Origin of the sequence: Pseudoxanthomonas indica (genome assembly GCF_900167565.1) — a bacterium.
GTDB classification, from domain to species: domain Bacteria; phylum Pseudomonadota; class Gammaproteobacteria; order Xanthomonadales; family Xanthomonadaceae; genus Pseudoxanthomonas_A; species Pseudoxanthomonas_A indica.
This window is the reverse complement of sequence record NZ_FUZV01000002.1, coordinates 43,655-62,890: the sequence shown is the minus strand read 5'-3', so window position 1 is coordinate 62,890 and position 19,236 is coordinate 43,655. Positions and strand designations below refer to the sequence as shown.

The window sequence follows — 19,236 nt, the reverse complement described above, 5'->3', positions numbered from 1 at the left end:
GCGTGATCAGCCGACGATGCGCGGCGCCTTCAGATGCGCGCGCTGGCGATGCAGCTTGGCGGCGATGTCCACCAGCAGCAACACGATCACCAGCGCCAGGCAGGCCTTGGCGGTCTTGTCCGCGGCGGCGGACTGCATGATCGGGCCATCGGCGATCCACCAACCCATCAACGCGATGAAGCCGGCGGTGAACGCCATTTCCAGCCGTCGCAGGTTCACCGACCAGCGGCCCGCGCGCAGTACCTGCAGCGACACCACGAAGCCGCCCAGCCACAGCACCAGCACCGGCCAAGCGCGATGGCGCAGGAACTGCGGATCAATGGCCAGCGCACGCGCCACCGGGCCGGGCAGCTGATCGACGATCCAGGGCAGCGCCACCATCATGCTCACGCCAAAGGCGTACCAGAACAGGCCGAAGCCGAGCAGGCCGCGATTGACGCGATCGGGATCGACGATGCGCGGCTGCCAGGATCGCTGGAACCAGCCGAGGCGGCGCAGGCCCGCGCCGATCATCGCGATGATCAGCATGAAGCCCGGCCACCACAACGCGCCCAGGCCGTTGGTCAGGTACCACGCGGCGAAGGAGCCGCCGTTGAAGACGTCCGACAAGGTCAGCGCCCATTGCAGCGCCACGCCGATCACCGCGACGAGCACGAACGAGCGCGTCTGCTCGGCCGGAATGATCACCGTACCCGGCGCGCGATAGCGTGCGGCCACGTCGGTAGGTGCGCCGAACTCGCGCAACAGCTGCAACACCATCGCGTCATCGGCCGCACGGCCGGCCTCGCTGGCGCGTCCTTCCAGCATTTCACCCAGCAGACCGCGCAACTCCAGGCTGATCTCCGCGCGGTCGCGCGCCGGCAGGCGTCGCACCACATCGGCCACGTAGGATTCGATCACGGCATTCGTGTTCATGCACCTTTCTCCGCAAGAAGACCGCTCATGGTCGCCACCTGGGCGTTCCAGAACGCAGTCAGTTCGATGAGCAACGCCTCACCGGCGTCGTTGAGACGGTAATAACGGCGCGGCGGGCCTTCCTCGATGCGCCACTCCGAGGCCAGCAGGCCCTGGCTTTCGAGCCGGCGCAGCAACGGGTAGAGCGTGCCCTCTTCGATCGGCATGCCGCGCAGGGCCAGCGCCTGGCGCAGCGAGTAGCCGTACTGGAAGTCGCGCAGCTGGGACAGCACCGCCAGCACCAGCACGCCGCGACGCAGCTCCAGTTCCAGCTTGGCCCCCGGGTTTTCCTTGAGCTCAACCATGTGCCACCCCGTAACGTTTGGCGCACATTACTTTGTGTCGCACAGTATGGCAATAGCCAAAGGCGACCGTTGGTCGGTTCGGGAGGGTGCAGGTGATAAGCCCTTCTCCCGGCGGGAGAAGGGATTCATGGGCGCACTTACAGGATGTAGCGGCTCAGATCCGGATCCTGGACCAGTTCACCCAGGTGCGAATCGACGTAGGCGCGATCGATGGCCACCGTCTGGCCATCACGATCCGGCGCCTCGTAGCTCAACGAATCCAGCAAGCGCTCCAGCACCGTGTGCAAACGGCGGGCGCCGATGTTCTCCTGCCGCTCGTTGACCTGCGCGGCAATCTCGGCGAGGCGATCGATGGCGTCATCGCTGAAGCTCAGGCTCACGCCTTCGGTCTTCATCAACTCCACGTACTGCTTGCTCAGCGCGGCCTTGGGTTCGGTCAGGATGCGGATGAAATCGTCCTTGGACAGTGCCGACAACTCCACCCGGATCGGAAAGCGGCCCTGCAGTTCCGGAATCAGATCGCTGGGCTTGGCCAGGTGGAACGCACCCGAGGCAATGAACAGGATGTGGTCGGTCTTGACCGTACCGTACTTGGTGCTGACGTTGGAACCTTCCACCAGCGGCAGCAAGTCGCGCTGCACGCCTTCGCGGCTGACGTCGCCGCCGCCGATGTTGTCGCCGCGCTTGGCCACCTTGTCGATTTCATCGATGAAGACGATGCCGTTCTGCTCACAGGCTTCGATGGCGGCCGAGCGGATATCGTCCTCGTTGACCAGCTTGGCGGCTTCTTCTTCGATCAGCTGCGGACGCGCCGACTTGATCGTGACCATGCGCTTGTGGGTCTTGCCGCCGCCGAGGTTGGAGAACATCTGGCGCAACTGCTGGCCCATCTCTTCCATGCCGGGCGGGGTCATGATGTCCACGCCCACGTTGGCCGACAACTCCACTTCGATTTCGCGATCATCGAGTTCGCCGTTGCGCAGCATCTTGCGGAATTTGAGCCGGGTCTCGTTGTCCTGCGCCGAAGGTTCGTGGCGGGCGGCTTCCGGATCAAAGCCGATGCCGGCGCTGCGACGCGGCAGCAGGGCGTCGAGCAGGCGATCCTCGGCGCGCTCCTCGGCCTGCGTGCGCACGCGCACCTTGGCCTGTTCGCGGTACATCTTGACCGCGGTGTCGGCCAGATCGCGGACGATCTGCTCCACGTCCTTGCCGACGTAGCCCACTTCGGTGAAGCGGGTCGCCTCGACCTTCACGAACGGCGCGTTGGCCAGGGTCGCCAGGCGACGTGCGATCTCGGTCTTGCCGACACCGGTGGGGCCGATCAGCAGGATGTTCTTGGGCATCACTTCATTGCGCAGCGACTCGGGCAACTGCATACGCCGCCAGCGATTGCGCAGGGCGATGGCGACGGCGCGCTTGGCGCTGTGCTGGCCGACGATGTGGCGATCCAGCTCCTGCACGATTTCGCGCGGAGTCATCAGGGAAGAGTTCGTGTCATTCATGGGGGCAAGGGGGAGGTAGTGAATGCGGGGGCAGGACGAAGGCGAGCCGGGACGGCTTACAGCTCTTCGACCACGACGTTGCGGTTGGTGTAGATGCAGATGTCGCCGGCGATGTTCAACGCTTCCACCGCGATGGACTTTGCGTCCAGTTCGGTATGCGCGAGCAGCGCGCGGGCGGCGCTCAATGCGTAGGAACCGCCGGAGCCGATGGCGATGATGCCGTCTTCCGGTTCGATCACGTCACCGGTACCGCTGATGATCAGCGAGGTCTCCTTGTCGGCCACGGCCAACAGCGCCTCGAGCTTGCCCAGGCGGCGTTCGGTGCGCCAATCCTTGGCCAGTTCAACGGCGGCGCGCTGCAACTGGCCGTGCTTTTCCAGCTTGGCTTCAAACAGTTCGAACAAGGTGAACGCATCGGCGGCGGCGCCGGCAAAACCGGCCAGCACCTGGCCATCGCGGCCGAGCCGGCGCACCTTGCGCGCGTTGCCTTTCATGACGGTGTGGCCCAGCGTCACCTGGCCATCGCCGGCGACCGCGACATGACCGTTGCGGCGCACCGAAATGATGGTGGTGGCGTGGAAAACGTTGGGATTCTGGCTGGGGTCCATGGGGCCTCCGGGGTGTTCTCCCTGAGGTGGGGACGGCCCCGGGGGGATCAAGCAGGACTTTTGGGGGGTTTGCGTTTGGCGCGCGGATGCGCGGCGTCGTACACCTTGGCCAGGTGCTGGAAATCCAGATGCGTGTAGATCTGGGTGGTGGCGATGTCGGCGTGGCCGAGCAACTCCTGCACGCCGCGCAGATCGCCGGAGGATTCGAGGATGTGACTGGCGAAGCTGTGGCGCAGCATATGCGGATGCACATGCTTGAACAGGCCTTGTCGCTGCGCCAGTTGCTTGAGCCGGATCTGCACGGCGCGCTGCGAAATCGGCGCGCCGCCACGGCCGGGAAACACCTGCGCCGCGTTGTCGCCGCCCTGCTCCGCCCGCCATGCCGCCAGCGCATTGCGCGCATGCGATCCCACCGGCACCTTGCGCTGCTTGCTGCCCTTGCCCAGCACGGTGACATAGCCATCGAGCAGATCCAGATCGCCCCAGCGCAGGCCGCACAATTCGCTCAGGCGCAGGCCGGAGGAATAGAACAGTTCCAGCAGGGCGCGATCGCGCAGGCCCAACGGCACATCGGTGGGCACTTCCACCAGCCGCACGGCTTCGTCGGCGTCCAGCACCTGCGGCAACTTGCGCGCAGCCTTGGGTGCCTTGAGGCCCGCGGCCGGGTTGGCGATCACGCGTCCGTGCTTGAGCAGCCACTGATAGAAACTGCGGCAGGCCGACAAGCGCCGCTGCAGGCTCTTGGGTGACAGGCCGCGCCGATGCTCGGCGGCGACAAAGCTGCGCAAGGCATCGGCCGGTACGGCGGTGAGGTCGTCCAGCGCCTGCCGGGCCGCCCACTCGGCCAGTGCGATCAGGTCGCGCCGGTAGGCATCCAGGGTGTGCGCGGACATGCGGCGCTCCACCTGCAGATGGGCCAGGAATCCATCGATACAGGCGCGGGCCGCCGCACTGGGTTGGCTGTCGCTCACGCCTGGCCTCGCATCGTGTCCACGCCCGAGTGTGGTCGTCGGGCTCAGGCCTCGAAGCGCTTCAGGGCGGTGTTCAAGGATTCGCCCATCATGCGCAGGAACAGCGTGCCCATGCCCGGATAGAAGCGGTTGGGATCCAGGCTGCCGACCGCCACCAGGCCTACGCCGGGAAGCGGCAGCAAGGCCGAGGACTGCACTTCTTCCGCGCGGCCTGCGTACAGCACCACGTTCTTTTCCGGCTGCAGGCGACCGCAGATCGGCTCGCCATCCTTCAGGCAATCGCGGAACGGCACCAGGTGCGCATTGGACTCGTCGATCACCTGCAGCCACTCGGCATCTTCCAGTCCGGCCACCGGCCGCAGCAGGACGATGCTGACGCGGTCGCCATTGAAATCTTCCGCCAGCGACGCCGCCATGGCGCGCAACGTATCGGCGGCATTGTCCTGCTTGAGCAAGGCCAGCGTGAGCTGATGGGTGCGCACGGCCAGGCGCTCGTTCTCCTGCGCGTTGGCGAACAGATCGTTCAGGCGCTTGGACAGTTCGCGGTTCTTGTCGCGCAGCACTTCCAGCTGGTAGCTGGCCAACGACGCGGCCGGGCCGTCGTCGCGTGGCACCACCAGGCTCAGCGCCAGGTCCGGAAACTGCTTGAGGAACGCCGGATGCCGGCGCAACCAGGCCGCGACTTCGTGTGCGCCCAACTTCTCGTGATCGTTCATGCCTTCCATTCCCCTTCGAATACCAATGCCGTTGGCCCGGACATGATCACCTGCGCATCGTCGGCCGGCCACTGGATACGCAGATCGCCGCCCGGCAACGAGACGGTGACGTCGCGATCGATGCGGCCGCGCTTGATCAGCACCACCGCCGCGGCGCAGGCGCCGCTGCCGCAGGCGAGGGTTTCGCCGACGCCGCGTTCGAACACGCGCAGGCGGATGTGATCGCGGGCGATGACCTCGGCAAATCCGACATTCACCGACTCGGGAAAGCTCGCCGATTGCTGCAGGGCCGGACCGTAATGCAGCACCGGCGCGCTGGCGGCCGCGGGCACCTCGATGACCGCATGCGGATTGCCCATCGACACCGCGCCAAAACGCAGGCGCAGATCTTCATTCAGAGTCACGTCGTATTCCAGCTGCGCCTGTGCGAAGCCGGCCAGCGGAATCCGCGCCGGCTGGAACTCCGGCACGCCCATCGCAATGGCATAGCGGCGGTCGCCCAAGGCCTGCACCTCATGCGTGGTCAGCGGGCTGTCGACGCGGAAGCGATCGCCGCTGGCCACGCCGGCGCGCACCAGCCAGTCGGCGACACAGCGCGCGCCATTGCCGCATTGCTGCGAGCTGGAGCCGTCGGAATTCCAGATGCGGTAGGACGCCACGGCGCCGGCGCTGCGCGGCGGCTCGATGGTCAGGATTTGATCACAGCCCACGCCGGTATGGCGATCGGCCAGGCGCGCGGCCAGGCGGGGCGCGGGCGGCGGCGTGCCGTCGCGCAGGTCCAGCACCACGAAGTCATTGCCCGCGCCATGCATCTTGCTGAAAGGCAGGCGCTGCTCGCTCGCCGACACACGTGCGCTCATGGGTGGCCGGTGGACGTGTCAGCAGGCGGCGTGACCGGCGGCGTGCTGCTGTCGGCCGGCGGGGTCTTGTCTTCAGTCGGCGTGGCGGCGTCGCTGGCGGCGTCGCTGGCCTCCGCATCGGCCTCGACGCCGGTTTCGGCACCGGTATCGGTCTCGCCCTCCACCGGCGCGTCGCTGGCCGGCTCCACGGGTTCCACTGGCGGCTCCTGCGGCGGCAGGAACAGCGGGCCCTTGGCGCCGCAGGCGGCAAGCAGGATCACGGCAAGGCTGGCGGCAACGAGACGAAGCGATCGGTTCATGGCGGCGAGTATAGCCAGCGCCGGATGAATTGGTCGGCGATCAGCGCCGCCGGATCATGCGGATCATGCCGGGGGCTCGGGCCGCAGCCACAGCCAGGTGGCCACGATCGCCATGCAGGCAATGGGCAGCGCCACCATCCAGGCACGGTGGCCGCCACTGAGCAGCATGATCGCCAGCAGGATCACGGCGCAGCCCAGCATGGTCCAGGTCGCAGCCCATTTGGCCCGCCGCGAAACCGCGCGATGCGCCTGCCAGTCGCGGATCATCGGGCCGAAGCGCGCATGCGCCAGCAGCCAGGCGTGCAGGCGATCCGAACCGCGCGATGCGGCGTAGGCCGCGATCAGGATGAACACCGTGGTCGGCAGGCCCGGCACGAAGATGCCGATGATGCCCAGGCCCAGACTGGCATAGGCCAGCAACCACCAGGCCCAGCGAAAGCGCGTGCGTGGCGGTGGCGGGGATGGCGTTGGATTCACCACGACGTTGTACCGCATGCGCGTCCATCTGTGCAGCCGGGCGGCAGGCAAAAAAAAGAGCCGGGCATGGCCCGGCTCTTTCTGCGACTCGGCGTTGGCGTGCTTACTGCACCTGATCCTTGGACACGCCCAGTTCGTCGATGACGAAGGCGTAGTACTCGGAAATTTCCTTGTAGCGACGGAAACGGCCGGACTTGCCGCCGTGGCCGGCGTCCATGTTGGTGCGGAACAGCACCGGCAGCGAGCCGGTGTTGAGGTCGCGCACGCGCGCCACGTACTTGGCCGGCTCCCAGTACTGCACCTGCGAATCCCACAGGCCGGTGCCGACGAAGATCGCCGGATAGGCATGCTTGCCCAGGTTGTCGTAGGGCGAGTAGGTGAGCATGTAGTCGTAGTACTTCTGCTGCTCCGGATTGCCCCACTCGTCGTACTCGTTGGTGGTCAGCGGAATGGTCGGATCGAGCATGGTGGTGACCACGTCGACAAAGGGCACCTGCGAGACGATCACGCGGTACTTGTCCGGCGCCAGGTTGGTGACCGCGCCCATCAGCAGGCCACCGGCGCTGCCGCCCATCGCCGCCACGCGATCCTTGCTGGCGTAGCCCTGCTTGACCAGGCCGTCGGTGACGTCGACGAAATCGGTGAAGGTGTTCTTCTTGTTGAGCAGCTTGCCGTTGTCATACCAGGCACGACCCATTTCCTGGCCGCCACGGATATGCGCGATGGCGTAGACCATGCCGCGATCGAGCAGGCTCACCACGGTGGTGCTGAAGCCCGGGTCCATCGAGGCGCCGTAGCTGCCGTAGCCGTACTGCAGCAGGGCGGCGCTGCCGTCCTTCTTGAAGCCTTTCTTGTACACCAGCGACACCGGCACACGGGTGCCGTCGCGCGCTTCGACCCACACGCGCTCGGTGGTGTACTTGCTGCTGTCATAGCCCAGCACCGGTTGCTGCTTGAGCTGGCGACGCTCGCCGGTCTGGGTGTTGAGTTCGTAGGTGGTGGCCGGCGTGGTCATCGAGGTGTAGCTGTAGCGCAGCCACGGGGTGTCGTGCTCGGAGTTCACGTCCAGGCCCATCGAATACGCCGGCTCGTCGGCCTTCACGTATTCCTCCTTGCCATCCGGACGCAGCAGGCGGATCCGCTCCAGGCCTTCGGAACGCTCGCTGATGGCGGTATAGCCGTCAAACAGTTCGAAGCCTTCGATGTAGACCTTGTCGCTGTGCGGAACGAAGTCCTTCCACTGGGTGCGCGAGGTGGCGTTGCTGGGCGCGGTCATCAGCTTGAAATTGGTGGCGTTCCAGTTGGTCCGGATCACCCAGCGGCCATCGAGGTGATCGGCGCTGTATTCCACGTCGCGTTCGCGCGGGGCGAGCACCACGAACTCCTGCGGGTTGGCCGCCGGCGCGCAGCGCGACTCGGACGAGACCGTGCTCTCCACGCCGATGCAGATGAACTTGTCATCGCGGGTGCGGCCCACGCCCATGTAGAAGCTGTCGTCCTTCTCCTCGTACACCAGCACGTCCTGCGCGACCGGCGTGCCCAGCACGTGCTTCTTCACCTTGATGGTGAGCAGGGTCTCGGGATCGTTCTCGACGTAGAACAGGGTCTTGTTGTCGTCGGCCCAGACCAGGTTGGGCGAAACGCCCTTGATCACGTCCGGATAGATCTCGCCGGTGTCCAGGTTCTTGAAGCGGATCGTGTACTGGCGGCGGCCGTTGTCATCGTCGGCGTAGGCCAGCAGGCGGTTGTCCTGGCTGACCTCGTAGTCGCCGACGTTGTAATAGTTCTTGTCGGCGGCCAGCTCGTTGACGTTGAGCAGGATTTCCTCGACGCCTTCCATGCTGCCCTTGCGGCGCGCATGCACGGGATAGTCCTTGCCGGTCTCGAAGCGCGTGTAGTACCAGTAGCCACGCTCGCGGTACGGCACGCTGCTGTCGTCCTGCTTGATGCGGGCGACGATTTCCTTGTACAGCGTTTCCTGCAGCGGCTTGAGCGGCGCCATCTGCTGATCGACGTAGGCGTTCTCGGCGTTGAGGTAGGCCAGCATCTCCGGGTTCTCGCGCTTGTCATCGCGCAGCCAGTAGTACTCGTCGTTGCGCTCGGCGCCGAACGGCGCCTTGACCACGTGCGGCTTCTTGGCCGCATCGGGCGGCGTGACGGCGGCGGCAAGGGCGGGGGCGGAGATCGGGGTGGTCATCAGGACAGTCGCGAACAGAAGGGAAGTCGGCTTCATGGATGGGGTCCGGATTTATTTAGTCAACTGCTGCCAGAGGAATGTGAAAGCCAGCGCGTTCATATGGGCGGTCTGGGCGTTGTTGGCCGCGCCGCCGTGGCCGCCTTCGACGTTTTCGAAATAGCGCACGTCTTTGCCGGCTTCCAGCATCTTGGCCATCATCTTGCGGGCATGGCCGGGGTGCACGCGGTCATCGCGGGTGGAGGTCATGAACAAGGTCGGCGGATAGGTCTTGGCCGGATCGAACAGGTGGTACGGCGAGAACTTCTGGATGTAGTCCCAGTCGGCCGTATCCGGGTTGCCGTATTCGGCCATCCAGGAGGCGCCGGCCAGCAGATGGCTGTAGCGCTTCATGTCCAGCAGCGGCACCTGCACGACCACCGCACCGAACAGCTCCGGATACTGGGTCAGCATGTTGCCGGTGAGCAGGCCACCGTTGCTGCCGCCCTGGATGCCCAGGCGCTTGGGCTGGGTGATCTTGTTGGCGATCAGATCCTCGGCGACCGCGGCGAAGTCTTCATAGGCCTTGTGGCGATTGGCCTTGAGCGCGGCCTGGTGCCAGCGCGGGCCGTACTCGCCGCCGCCGCGGATGTTGGCGACCACGTACACGCCGCCCTGTTCCAGCCAGCCCTTGCCGACCGAGCCGGAATAGGCCGGGGTCAGCGAGATCTCGAAACCACCATAGCCATACAGCAGGGTGGGCGCGTTGCCGTCGTACTTCAGGTCCTTGGGGCGGACCAGGAAGTACGGCACCTTGGTGCCGTCCTTGGAGGTGGCGAAGTGCTGCTCGATGACATCGCGCGAAGCATCGAAGAAGGCCGGCATCGACTTGAGCTGTTCCGGCGCCTTGCCAATCTCGGCCAGCGACAAGGTCGACGGGGTCAGGTAGTCGGCGGCGGTCAACCACACCGCATCGCTTTCATCCGGATCCACCGCCGCCACCGCCAGCGTGCCGAATGCCGGCGCACCGACGAAAGCACTCTTGCTCCAACCGTCCGCACCCGGGGTCAGCACACTGAGCTTGTTCTTGACGTCTTCCAGCACGTTCAGGACCAGGTGGTGGCGGGTGAAGCTGAAGCTGGCCAGCGAGGTGCGATCGGTCGGCGCAAACAGCACGTCGAACTCGCGCTTGCCGGCGATGAAATCGTCGAAGCGCGCGGCCAGCAGCGAGCCGGCGGCGTAGGTCTTGCCGCCGACGGTCCAGGGTTCGCGCAGTTCCAGGGTCAGCCATTCGCGGAAGGCGCCCTTGTTGGCCGAATTGGGCGCATCGATCTTGCTCAACTTGCCGTCGGCGCCGCGCAGGTACAGCTCATCGTTGTAGAAGGCGATGGTGCGGCTGACGAAGTCGCGCTCGAAGCCCGGGGTGTCGTCGTGCATGGCGGCGATGTACATGTCATCGGTCTTGCCCTCGTACACCACGGTGGCGGCCGACAGCGGGGTGCCGCGCTTCCATTCCTTGACGATGCGCGGATAGCCGGAACTGGTCATGCTGCCGTCGCCGAAATCCGTGTAGACGTAGACGGTGTCGGCGTCCTTCCAGCCCAGGCCACCCTTGGCGGCGGGACGGAAAAAGCCTTCCTTGAGGAAGGTCTTGGTGGTCAGGTCGAATTCGCGGGTGACGTCGGCGTCGGAGCCGCCGTGCGAGAGCGCGATCAGGCAGCGCTGATAGTCAGGCTTGCGGCAATCGGCGCCGTGCCAGACCCACTTCTCGTCACCGCTCAGGCCCTCGGCCTGGTTGAGCGCATCGAGATCCAGCACGGTTTCCCACTGCGGCTGCGGCTTGCGGTATTCGGCCAGGGTGGTGCGGCGCCACAGGCCGCGCTCGTGCTGCTTGTCCTTCCAGAAGTTGTAGTAGTACTCGCCGATCTTCTGGACCGCGGGAATCTTGGCGTCCGAGTCCAGGATGGTCAGGATGCTGGCTTCGAGCTGCTTGAAGCGCGGCGTGCTGGCGATTTCCGCCTCCGCCTTGGCGTTCTGCGCCTTCACCCATTCCAATGCCTTGGCATCTTCGACTTGTTCCAGCCAGGCATACGGGTCGGCGGACACGGGGGCTTTCTCCTGGGCATGGACGGCGCCGGCAGCGGCGATGGCGATACCTGCCGCCAGGCAGGCATGGGCGAATGTGGGCATGGGCGAGCGACTCCAATGGCGTGCGGTGAGCAGCCTGGCACGCTAGCACAGCGCCTGAACGCCCCTCCCCTGCCGAAGGTCAGGTCGCGCGCGCCCCATGCGACGCCCAGTGTGCCGGCATCGGCGCGCGCCGGCGAGCCTGGCCACCCAAGCGACGGCGACGGCGCCCGGTCCACGCGCCCCGCCGCGGCCAGGGCAGGCGAAAGCGGTGCAATGCCCACCACGCGGCCAACGGCATGCCGACCAGCCACAGCGGCGCCCAACCCAGCCAGGGGATCTGTCCGCGCCCCAGCGGAAACAGCAGCACGATGAGCAGGCCGCACACCACCATGCGGCGCAACCAACGATCCAGGGGCAGCAACGGTGCGTGGCGACTGTCGAATTGCGAGGCGAGGGTCAGCATGGTGTGAGGCCCGTGTATGGAAGGGCGCCACGGTGCGTCACTGCTTTCTCACACATTGCGACGTTCAATGGGGCCCCGCCATTCTCCGATCACGGCCGGTATGCGATAGTCGGCAACGTCTGCGCATGACGCCGGGGAGGCGGTAAGCGTGGTTTCCGACTTTGGTTTCCAGACAGGAGTCCTGCATGTTTTCAACGCCGCGCCTTCTTCGCACCTTTTTGCTGGGTGCCTTGATTGCGACGTTGTCGGCCTGCGCCACCAGCGAGCCGCTGCCGCAAGCGCTTGATCCGGCCAGCCGCGTGCAGGGCGATGTGGACCTGTCCCGCTTCATGGGCACCTGGTATGTGGTGGCGCATATCCCGTACTTCGCCGAGCGCGGACATGTCACCGGCCGTTATGAATACAGCGCGCGCGACGACGACAAGATCGGCGTGCGTTACCTGCACCGCGAAGGTTTCTCGCAACCGGAACTGGTGCGCGAGGCGCGCGCCTCGGTCAAGGGTGGCAGCGGCAACCGCGAATGGACGCTGTGGTTTGTCGGCGTGGTGCCGGCCAAGTTCCGCGTGCTGGAAGTGGCGCCGGACTATTCCTGGGCGTTGATCGATTACCCCGAACGCGATCTGGGCTGGATCTTCGCGCGTACCCCGGATGTGGACGACGCGCTGTACCAGCAGTTGATCCGCAAGATGCGCGACTACGGCATCAATGCACGTCAGCTGGTGCGTGAGCCGCAGCTGCCGGCGCAGGTCGGCCAGCCGGGATTCGCCGAGCCCAAGCTGCCGTAACGCCGGGCGGGTGTGCGCGCCTGCCGCCGACGCGCGCAGGCGTGTGTGGTTTTTACTGCGACTACGCCTTTGCGTAATTGGCCAGCGCCAGTTCCAGCAGCGACTTGGCCTGCTCGCGCAACACCGCCGGCTCGACGATTTCCGCGTCGGCGCCGTAGTGCAGGATGTCCATCAGCAATTCGCGCGAGACGCTGTACGGCACCTTGAGCTCGTAGCGACCATCGGAAAGCATCCGCCCCTGCTGCTTGGAGTGCCATTGTTCGTCGGCCACCCAGCGCGCGGCCTTGGCGCTGAAGACAATGGTCGCCCAACCTTTGGGTTCGCCGGAAAAGATGCCGTAGCTCGACGCCAGGTGGTGGTTGAGGTCATCGTTGGACAGGTCCTTGGCCGGCTCGTCCAGCGCACGGGCCTGGCCCATCCGATCCACGGCGAAGCTGCGCAGGCCCTGGCGTTCGTGATCCCAGGCATCCAGGTACCAGTTGTCGCGGTAGTGGGTGATCCGCTGCGGTGATACCAGCCGGCGGGTGCGCTCGTCGGTGGAACGGGCGCGGTACTCGAACGCCAGCTGGCGGCGCTCCAGCACGGCCGAGGCGACGGCGCGGAAGCTGGCCTCATCGATATGGCGGCCGCGGTGCGGAATCACCCGGACCCGGTCCACCGGCCATTGCGAAACGCCGGCGTGGTCGGCCAACAGGCCTTCGATGCGCTTCTGCAGCGGCGCAAGCGCGCCGGACAGCACGCCGCCGCCGGTGCGCACCAGCAGTTGCTGGGCCGCCAGCAGCGCATACAACTCTTCGGAACTCAGCCACAGGCCGGGCAGTTCGAAACGGTCGCCTTCGCTGGCGTTGTAGCGGAACCCGGCTTCGCCATCGCCTTCAATTGGCGCCATCAAGGCATCGCGCAGGTAGGCCAGGTCGCGGTAGACCGTGGCGCGGGAGCAGCCCAGCTCTTCCTGCAGGCGCTTGACCGTCACCGGATAGCGCGAGGCTTTCAGGATGCGATGCAGGGAAGTGATGCGTTCGATCTTGTCCATGCCATGATTATGGCCGAGCCGTGGCCGTTTTCGCCGCCCGGTTCGCGTTGGCATCGGTATGAGCCCTCGGCCGCTTGGGCCCGTGCGGTGCCAGGAGTCCGGCGCGTGTCCACGTCCTTGTTTCCGCCCGCCCGGACGCCCCCAACGCACGGACCCAAGCGGCCGTTGTCCTGACTCGTGGAGCCTGCCATGTCGCGTCGCGCTCAGTTGTTGTCGTCTGCCTTGATTCCACTGGTGTGTCTGGCCGCCTGCAAGCGCGAGCCCTCGCCGGCCGCTGAGCCGGCCGCGCCGTCGGCCGCTGCGGCGCCAGCGGCAGCCGCGCCAGCCCAGGCCGGGGCCGAAACGGCGACCGCTGCCGCCACGGCGCCGACCGAAGCCGCCCTGGCCGAAGTGCGCACGTCGATGGACAAGTTCCTCGCCGCCAAGAGCTTCCATGCGGTGATGACGGTGGAAGGCAGCGCGCCGATGCAGAACGAGTTGGACTTCGTCGCGCCGGATCGCTATCGCATGGCGATGCCGGTGGGCACGCAGATCATCATTGGCGACACCATGTACATGGAGATGCATGGCCAGCGCACGCGCGTGCCGATCCCCGAAGGCACCATCAGCGGCTGGCGCGACCCGCTGAAGATCGAGCAGAACCGCAACAGCCTGTCGGTGCAGTTCCTGGGCCAGGAACAGGTGGGCGACCAGCAGGCGCGCAAGTACCGGGTCCAGCACAGCCAGCCGGAGCCGGGCGAGTTCCTCTACTGGGTCGACCGCGACGGCCTTCCCCTGCAGTTGCGCACCAGCGGCGAGGCCAAGGCCGGGCCCTACACGATGACGCTGCAGTACTCGCGCTTCGACGACCCCAGCATCGCCATCAACGCGCCCTGAGCCGGGCCGCGAAGATAAAATGCACCTGATCCGACGTCGGGGCGTCTGACAAAACTGAATGATCGCGTGGCAGAATCGGTCACGAAAGTGAATCCAAACAATCACTTGCCTTGAGGCGGTGGTCCGGGATTCGTTAACATGTAACCGTTTTCCGCCCCGCGTTGGCCCAGACCCGCGTGCGGCGCTTCTTGTCTGTCGAGGCCCCCCATGCCGCCCAAGTTGTCCCTGCTCGTCCCCACCTTGCTTGCCCTGGCGCTCAGCCCGGGCCTGGCTGCCGCGCAGGATGCCGCACCGCCCATCGCCCTGCCGACCCCGCCCCCGCCGCCGGAAAGCGCGCAGGAAAACCTGAAGCAGCAAACCGATGCGCCCGCCGCCAAGGTCGAAGGGGCCGTGACCCAGAAAGATTCGCTGGCCAAGAGCCACCGTTTTGCGGTGGTACCGCTGCCGCCGCCGCCGGTGGTCGAGGCCGAACCGCTCAAGCCCAGCTCGCCATGGAGCGGCGGCGGCGAGCTCGGCTTTGCCTCCGCGCATGGCAACAGCTCCAACGAAAGCCTCAACGCCAAGCTGGATCTGAACTACGCCGACGGCAGCGAGTGGAAGTACAGCGGCAGCCTGTCAGGCCTGCGCGCCAGCTCGGAGTACACTAACGAGCAGCCCGACGGCAGCATCACCCGCGAGCGCCGCACCACCGCCAACCGCTACACGCTCAATGGCAATGCGGCCTATCGCACCGACTCGCGCGGCACGGTCAATACTTCGTTGCGCCATGAGCACGATGACTTCGGCACCTTCAGCCAGCAGACCTCGCTGAGCCTGAGCTACGGTAACCGCGTGGTGGATGGCGATCGCACCCAGCTGGATCTGCAGGTGGGCCCGGGTTATCGCCGTGCCTACGACACCCTGGAAGAACGCAACGAAACCAGCCTGATCGGCCGCGGCCTGGTGGATCTGAAGGTGTCATTGAGCGAAAGCACCGAACTGAGCAACAAGCTGCTGGTGGAATCGGGCGAGTACAACACCTTCGCGCAGAATGATCTGAGCCTGTCGGTGACGATGAATTCGCACCTGGCCTTGAAGGCCGGCTGGCAGGCGCGCCACAACAGCAACGCCGCCGAAGATCTGAAGAAGACCGACACGCTGTCGACGATGAACGTGGTCTACCGCTTCAAGTAAGTCAGCCGTGCGCGGCCAACAACGCGTCGGCGCCATCGGCGAGTAGCTGTTCGGCGACGGCAATGCCCAGGGCTTCCGGGTTGCGTGCACTGCCTTGAGCCTCGGCGCGCACCGCGCGTCCGTCTTCCACCGAACCCACCAGGCCCTGCAGGTGCAGGCTGGTGCCATCGGCGGACAACACGGCGATACCGGCCACCGGCACATGGCAGCTGCCATGCAGGCGCCGGTTCATGGCGCGCTCGGCTTCCACGCAGGCGCGGGTGGGCGCGTCATCCAGTGCGGCAAACAAGGCCTGGGTGGCGGCATCGTCCTGCCGGCACTCCACTGCAATGGCGCCCTGCGCCGGCGCTGGCAGCCACTCCGGCGGCAGCAGGCGGGCGCGGATGCGATCGTGGAATCCCAATCGATCCAGGCCGGCGCAGGCCAGCAGGATGGCGTCGTATTCGCCCGCATCCAGCTTGGCCAGGCGCGTGTTGACGTTGCCACGCAAGTCGCCCACCTGCAGATCCGGACGGCGGGCGCGCAGCTGCGCCTGGCGCCGCAGCGACGAGGTGCCCACGCGTGCGTCTGCCGGCAGCGACTGCAGATCGGCATGGTGATTGGAAACAAAGGCATCGGCCGAGTCGGCACGCGCCAGGATCGCGCACAGCGCAAACTGGCCTTCCAGATCCATCGGCACATCCTTGAGCGAATGCACCGCGCAGTCGGCCTCATCGCGCAGCATCGCCAGCTCCAGTTCCTTCAGGAACAGGCCCTTGCCGCCGATGGCCGCCAGTGAGCGATCCAGCACTTCATCGCCGCGCGTGCTCATGGGCACCAGCACCACCTCGAGTTCGGGATGGGCCGCGCGCAGCTGCTCGGCGACATGTTCGCTCTGCCAGAGGGCGAGCGGGCTCTTGCGGGTGGCGATGCGCAGTTTCATGGCGCCATTATCGGCGCAAGCCCGCGCCACGGGAATCGATCCGGGCCGCGCTGCGTCACTGCGCCGCAGCGCAGCGGCGGTTCAGAGGTTCTTGACCGTCTCGCGCAGGCCGGCCACGCAGCGGCGGCTGACTTCCAGCGGCGCCTTGGCGTGGCGCAGGATCGCCTGCACATGGCCGTCGCCCACGCGCTTGAGTTCAACCAGCTCGTGCCGGGCCACCAGGCAATTGCGGTGGATGCGCACGAAGCGTTCGGCAAACTCCTCTTCCAGCGATTTCAGCGATTCCTCGATCAAGTCCTCGCCGCGGGCGTGGTGCACCACCACGTACTTTTCCTCGGCCTGCAGGTAGTGCACTTCATCGATGGGAATCAGCCGCAGGCTGCCACGCAGACGCGCACAGAGGTGCGTGCGCGCGCTCGGCCGCAACGCTTCGCCATTGCCGGCGTGGCCATTGCCGGCGCCGTTGCCGCCGCGGCCGGCGATGAACATGCGCGCCCGATCCAGCGCCGCCAGCAGGCGCTCGGCGCGGATGGGTTTCATCAGGTAGTCGATGGCCGCGGCCTCGAAGGCCGACAGCGCATGGGCGTCGTAGGCGGTGCAGAACACCACCGCCGGGCGCGGGTCGAACGCGGCCAGATGGCGCGCCGCTTCCAGGCCGTCCACGCCGGGCATGGCGATGTCCAGCAGCACCACGTCGGGTTGGTGTTCGGCGCAGGCCTGCAGGGCTTCCAGCCCGTTTTCCGCCTCGGCCACGACTTCGATGCCGGCATGTTCGGCCAGCAGCGCACGCAGTCGATCGCGGGCCAGTGATTCGTCGTCGGCAATGACCACTTTCACGGGACGCTGTTCCTTGGGCTCAACGGCAGGGAGGATGTTCACAGCGGTTGCCGTGGATAGTAGCCCTCGCGCGAGCGGCCGTCATCCGTGGCAAAAACCGTCGTTTTCCGTCACAACGCAAAAAGTCCCGACATCCAGTCAGCCAGTGCGGCGATCTCTTCGGCGCAGACCTGATGGCCCATCGGGTAGGCATGCCATTGGACAGCGAAGCCCATGGCCTGCAGCGCCTGCGCGCTGCGTTGCGCATGCACCATCGGAATCACCGGGTCGCCGCTGCCGTGGGCCATGAACACGGGTTGGCGGGTGGCCTGATCGGCCAGTTTCTGCGCGGCAAGCTCCATGCCCGGCAGGTAGGTGGACAGCGCAATCACCCCGGCCAGCGGCTGCGAACGCCGCAGTGCGGCGCTGAGGGCAATCGCCCCGCCCTGCGAGAAGCCGGCCAGCAACAGCCGTTCCGGCGCCATGCCGCGCGCCAGTTCGCGATCAATCAGAGACTGCACCTGGACGATCGATTCCTCGATGCCGTCGCTGTCGGCGCGGGTGGCGAAGTCCATGCCGACGATGTCGTACCAGGCGCGCATGCGCACGCCGTTGTTGATGGTCACTGCGCGCACCGGCGCGTGCGGGAAGACGAAGCGCAGCGCCGGCCAGTCCGGGCGTACCAGCTCGGGCACGATCGGCGCGAAATCGTGGCCATCGGCGCCCAGGCCGTGCAACCAGAGGACGGACCAGGCCGGCGCGGCGCCGGTTTCCTGCTCCACGGTGTCGAGCAATGCAGTGGGGTGGGTATCCATGCCGGCCATTGTCGCCGCAGCGAGCCTGCCGCGGCCAGTACGCCGGCCTCAGATATCGAAGGCCAGCATGTCGCGCCCGATGGCGTTGCGCAGCACGCGCTGGTACACCGGCGTGGCGCCGCCGCCATTGGTCATCACCGCGATGCCGCGCCGGCGCAGCGGATCGCCGACCACGAAGGTCTTGTAGCGGCCGGCATTGGCGCCGCCATGCCAGCACCAGCGCTGGCCTTCGCCAATCATTTCGAGATTCCAGCCCAGGCCCTTGTCGATCCAGCCCGCCCGCACCGGAAATTGCGGCGAGAACATCGCATCGCGCGTGGCCGGGCGCAGCGCGCCGCCGTGTTCGCTGTCACGCATGGCGAAGTCGAGGAAGCGCACGTAGTCGCTCACCGGTCCGCGCAGGCTGGCGGCGGAATTGGCAATCAGATCGCCCGGCCAGACGAAGTGCGCGCTGTCGCTCAAGGCCACCGCACGCGGCTGCAGGCGCACCGCATCCGGCCAACGCCAGTCGGCAATCGGCTTGCCTTCGGCGTCGGCGATTCGCTGCAGGATCGCCCATTGCTCGCGGAAGGTCTGCACCGGCGGCGTTTCACCCGGCGCCGCCACGCCCATCACCGAGTCACGGGCGGCATCGGCGTTCCAGGTATAGGTGCTGCGCTGCATGCCGGCCGGCGCGAACAGCAGGCGCTGCGCCAAGCGATCCAGGCTTTCATCACAGACCGCTTCCACCGCCAGCTGCAGCCAGAAGAAGGCCTCGCCCGAGTAGCGGATTTCCGCGCCCGGCTCGGCGATGGTACGCAGCGGCGTGCGCTCGGGATGTTCGCGCCAGTTGGGCAGGCCAGTGGTATGGCGCAGCACATCACGCACGGTGATGCGCGACAGGCGCGGGTCGTCGCTGGCCAGATAATCCGGGCGCAGGTAGCGGAACAGCGGCGCCTCCAGATCGATGCGCCCGGCATCCACCAGTTGCAGCACCAGGCAGGCGAACACGGGTTTGCTCAGTGACGCGCATTCAAACCGCGAGCCTTCTTCCACCGGCTTGCCAGTGGCGGTGTCGGCCATGCCCACCGAATGCGTCCACGCCACCTCGCCCGCTTCCAGCACCGCAATGCCCACGCCGGGCACGCCGAAGGCGCTCATCCACTCGGGCAGGTCGGCCAGGAACTGATCATCGGGAATCCACGGGTGGTCATAACGCGTCGGCGAGATGGCCCACAGCGAAGCCGGTGCCAGCGACAGCAGACCGGCCGCCGCGAACTGTCCGGCCAGCTTGCGCCGGCCGGCGTTGAATCCATTGCCCATCCCCGATCCCCGCTCCCGTGTCGTGGCCGGAGTGTAGCCGGCGCGGGCGCCGGGGT

20 protein-coding genes are annotated in these 19,236 nt (G+C 66.5%); 3 read left to right on the top strand and 17 right to left on the bottom strand.

The annotated features are described in order from the left end of the window. Nucleotides 1-6: 6 nt before the first annotated feature. From B5X78_RS10915 to B5X78_RS10860, 12 genes are all read right to left on the bottom strand, one after another. Nucleotides 7-915: a hypothetical protein gene (locus B5X78_RS10915; RefSeq protein ID WP_079724573.1), complete on the bottom strand. Its 909-nt coding sequence runs from the start codon at nt 913-915 to the stop codon at nt 7-9. Further along, entirely contained in the window at nt 912-1,259 is a 348-nt protein-coding gene (locus tag B5X78_RS10910) for a PadR family transcriptional regulator (RefSeq protein WP_079724572.1), read from the bottom strand. The genes B5X78_RS10915 and B5X78_RS10910 overlap by 4 nt, the downstream gene beginning before the upstream one ends. A gap of 137 nt (nt 1,260-1,396) precedes the next feature. Then, nucleotides 1,397-2,761 (bottom strand): ATP-dependent protease ATPase subunit HslU, encoded by a 1,365-nt coding sequence (gene hslU / locus B5X78_RS10905; RefSeq protein ID WP_079724571.1) that lies wholly within the window; start codon nt 2,759-2,761, stop codon nt 1,397-1,399. A 56-nt stretch (nt 2,762-2,817) separates the two neighbouring features. Next, nucleotides 2,818-3,369 (bottom strand): ATP-dependent protease subunit HslV, encoded by a 552-nt coding sequence (gene hslV / locus B5X78_RS10900; protein ID WP_079724570.1) that lies wholly within the window; start codon nt 3,367-3,369, stop codon nt 2,818-2,820. 47 nt (nt 3,370-3,416) lie between these two features. Further along, nucleotides 3,417-4,340 carry a tyrosine recombinase XerC gene (gene xerC / locus B5X78_RS10895; RefSeq protein ID WP_176140845.1) on the bottom strand — a complete coding sequence of 308 codons (924 nt, stop codon included), beginning with the start codon at nt 4,338-4,340 and terminating at the stop codon, nt 3,417-3,419. A gap of 44 nt (nt 4,341-4,384) precedes the next feature. Next, nucleotides 4,385-5,065 (bottom strand): DUF484 family protein, encoded by a 681-nt coding sequence (locus B5X78_RS10890; RefSeq protein WP_425478721.1) that lies wholly within the window; start codon nt 5,063-5,065, stop codon nt 4,385-4,387. Continuing rightward, nucleotides 5,053-5,916, bottom strand: a complete 864-nt coding sequence (gene dapF / locus B5X78_RS10885; RefSeq protein WP_079724569.1) for a diaminopimelate epimerase — start codon at nt 5,914-5,916, stop codon at nt 5,053-5,055. Before dapF ends, B5X78_RS10890 begins: the two co-directional genes overlap by 13 nt. Continuing rightward, a complete protein-coding gene (lptM, locus tag B5X78_RS10880; protein WP_079724568.1) occupies nt 5,913-6,215 on the bottom strand; it encodes an LPS translocon maturation chaperone LptM in 303 nt (100 codons plus the stop codon). The genes dapF and lptM overlap by 4 nt, the downstream gene beginning before the upstream one ends. A gap of 63 nt (nt 6,216-6,278) precedes the next feature. After that, nucleotides 6,279-6,710, bottom strand: a complete 432-nt coding sequence (locus tag B5X78_RS10875) for a YbaN family protein (RefSeq protein ID WP_079724567.1) — start codon at nt 6,708-6,710, stop codon at nt 6,279-6,281. An 85-nt stretch (nt 6,711-6,795) separates the two neighbouring features. Continuing rightward, the gene (locus B5X78_RS10870) at nt 6,796-8,925 is read right to left on the bottom strand and encodes a S9 family peptidase (RefSeq protein ID WP_425478720.1); all 2,130 of its coding nucleotides are present in this window, start codon (nt 8,923-8,925) and stop codon (nt 6,796-6,798) included. Between the two features lie 15 nt (nt 8,926-8,940). Then, nucleotides 8,941-11,055 (bottom strand): prolyl oligopeptidase family serine peptidase, encoded by a 2,115-nt coding sequence (locus B5X78_RS10865; RefSeq protein ID WP_079724565.1) that lies wholly within the window; start codon nt 11,053-11,055, stop codon nt 8,941-8,943. Between the two features lie 79 nt (nt 11,056-11,134). Further along, the gene (locus B5X78_RS10860; RefSeq protein WP_079724564.1) at nt 11,135-11,458 is read right to left on the bottom strand and encodes a hypothetical protein; all 324 of its coding nucleotides are present in this window, start codon (nt 11,456-11,458) and stop codon (nt 11,135-11,137) included. 185 nt (nt 11,459-11,643) lie between these two features. On the opposite strand from B5X78_RS10860, the gene B5X78_RS10855 reads away from it, so the two are divergent. Next, nucleotides 11,644-12,243: a lipocalin family protein gene (locus B5X78_RS10855; RefSeq protein WP_079724563.1), complete on the top strand. Its 600-nt coding sequence runs from the start codon at nt 11,644-11,646 to the stop codon at nt 12,241-12,243. 61 nt (nt 12,244-12,304) lie between these two features. On the opposite strand, the gene B5X78_RS10850 is transcribed toward B5X78_RS10855, so the two are convergent. After that, nucleotides 12,305-13,276 (bottom strand): helix-turn-helix transcriptional regulator, encoded by a 972-nt coding sequence (locus tag B5X78_RS10850; RefSeq protein ID WP_079724562.1) that lies wholly within the window; start codon nt 13,274-13,276, stop codon nt 12,305-12,307. A 189-nt stretch (nt 13,277-13,465) separates the two neighbouring features. Here B5X78_RS10850 and B5X78_RS10845 point away from each other — a divergent pair, with 189 nt between their 5' ends. Then, a complete protein-coding gene (locus B5X78_RS10845; RefSeq protein ID WP_139381532.1) occupies nt 13,466-14,152 on the top strand; it encodes a hypothetical protein in 687 nt (228 codons plus the stop codon). A 207-nt stretch (nt 14,153-14,359) separates the two neighbouring features. Continuing rightward, nucleotides 14,360-15,325: a DUF481 domain-containing protein gene (locus tag B5X78_RS10840; RefSeq protein ID WP_079724560.1), complete on the top strand. Its 966-nt coding sequence runs from the start codon at nt 14,360-14,362 to the stop codon at nt 15,323-15,325. A gap of 1 nt (nt 15,326) precedes the next feature. Here the strand turns inward: B5X78_RS10840 and hemC are convergent, their stop codons facing one another. The 4 genes from hemC to B5X78_RS10820 all read right to left on the bottom strand — a co-directional run bounded on the left by hemC (nt 15,327) and on the right by B5X78_RS10820 (nt 19,180). Continuing rightward, the gene (hemC, locus tag B5X78_RS10835; RefSeq protein ID WP_079724559.1) at nt 15,327-16,247 is read right to left on the bottom strand and encodes a hydroxymethylbilane synthase; all 921 of its coding nucleotides are present in this window, start codon (nt 16,245-16,247) and stop codon (nt 15,327-15,329) included. A gap of 81 nt (nt 16,248-16,328) precedes the next feature. Beyond that, nucleotides 16,329-17,084, bottom strand: a complete 756-nt coding sequence (locus B5X78_RS10830) for a LytR/AlgR family response regulator transcription factor (RefSeq protein WP_079724558.1) — start codon at nt 17,082-17,084, stop codon at nt 16,329-16,331. Nucleotides 17,085-17,194: 110 nt separating this feature from the next. After that, the gene (locus B5X78_RS10825) at nt 17,195-17,878 is read right to left on the bottom strand and encodes an alpha/beta hydrolase (protein WP_176140844.1); all 684 of its coding nucleotides are present in this window, start codon (nt 17,876-17,878) and stop codon (nt 17,195-17,197) included. Nucleotides 17,879-17,926: 48 nt separating this feature from the next. Beyond that, complete coding sequence (locus B5X78_RS10820; protein WP_079724556.1) at nt 17,927-19,180, bottom strand: serine hydrolase domain-containing protein; 1,254 nt, start codon at nt 19,178-19,180, stop codon at nt 17,927-17,929. Nucleotides 19,181-19,236 lie beyond the last annotated feature (56 nt).

What these genes read in the sequence shown, in the direction of transcription:
- B5X78_RS10915 (WP_079724573.1), bottom strand. Translation starts at nt 915, where the DNA reads ATGAACACGAATGCCGTGATCGAATCCTACGTGGCCGATGTGGTGCGA.
- B5X78_RS10910 (WP_079724572.1), bottom strand. Translation starts at nt 1,259, where the DNA reads ATGGTTGAGCTCAAGGAAAACCCGGGGGCCAAGCTGGAACTGGAGCTG.
- hslU (WP_079724571.1), bottom strand. Translation starts at nt 2,761, where the DNA reads ATGAATGACACGAACTCTTCCCTGATGACTCCGCGCGAAATCGTGCAG.
- hslV (WP_079724570.1), bottom strand. Translation starts at nt 3,369, where the DNA reads ATGGACCCCAGCCAGAATCCCAACGTTTTCCACGCCACCACCATCATT.
- B5X78_RS10890 (WP_425478721.1), bottom strand. Translation starts at nt 5,065, where the DNA reads ATGGAAGGCATGAACGATCACGAGAAGTTGGGCGCACACGAAGTCGCG.
- dapF (WP_079724569.1), bottom strand. Translation starts at nt 5,916, where the DNA reads ATGAGCGCACGTGTGTCGGCGAGCGAGCAGCGCCTGCCTTTCAGCAAG.
- lptM (WP_079724568.1), bottom strand. Translation starts at nt 6,215, where the DNA reads ATGAACCGATCGCTTCGTCTCGTTGCCGCCAGCCTTGCCGTGATCCTG.
- B5X78_RS10875 (WP_079724567.1), bottom strand. Translation starts at nt 6,710, where the DNA reads ATGCGGTACAACGTCGTGGTGAATCCAACGCCATCCCCGCCACCGCCA.
- B5X78_RS10870 (WP_425478720.1), bottom strand. Translation starts at nt 8,925, where the DNA reads ATGAAGCCGACTTCCCTTCTGTTCGCGACTGTCCTGATGACCACCCCG.
- B5X78_RS10865 (WP_079724565.1), bottom strand. Translation starts at nt 11,055, where the DNA reads ATGCCCACATTCGCCCATGCCTGCCTGGCGGCAGGTATCGCCATCGCC.
- B5X78_RS10860 (WP_079724564.1), bottom strand. Translation starts at nt 11,458, where the DNA reads ATGCTGACCCTCGCCTCGCAATTCGACAGTCGCCACGCACCGTTGCTG.
- B5X78_RS10855 (WP_079724563.1), top strand. Translation starts at nt 11,644, where the DNA reads ATGTTTTCAACGCCGCGCCTTCTTCGCACCTTTTTGCTGGGTGCCTTG.
- B5X78_RS10850 (WP_079724562.1), bottom strand. Translation starts at nt 13,276, where the DNA reads ATGGACAAGATCGAACGCATCACTTCCCTGCATCGCATCCTGAAAGCC.
- B5X78_RS10845 (WP_139381532.1), top strand. Translation starts at nt 13,466, where the DNA reads ATGTCGCGTCGCGCTCAGTTGTTGTCGTCTGCCTTGATTCCACTGGTG.
- B5X78_RS10840 (WP_079724560.1), top strand. Translation starts at nt 14,360, where the DNA reads ATGCCGCCCAAGTTGTCCCTGCTCGTCCCCACCTTGCTTGCCCTGGCG.
- hemC (WP_079724559.1), bottom strand. Translation starts at nt 16,247, where the DNA reads ATGAAACTGCGCATCGCCACCCGCAAGAGCCCGCTCGCCCTCTGGCAG.
- B5X78_RS10825 (WP_176140844.1), bottom strand. Translation starts at nt 17,878, where the DNA reads ATGGATACCCACCCCACTGCATTGCTCGACACCGTGGAGCAGGAAACC.
- B5X78_RS10820 (WP_079724556.1), bottom strand. Translation starts at nt 19,180, where the DNA reads ATGGGCAATGGATTCAACGCCGGCCGGCGCAAGCTGGCCGGACAGTTC.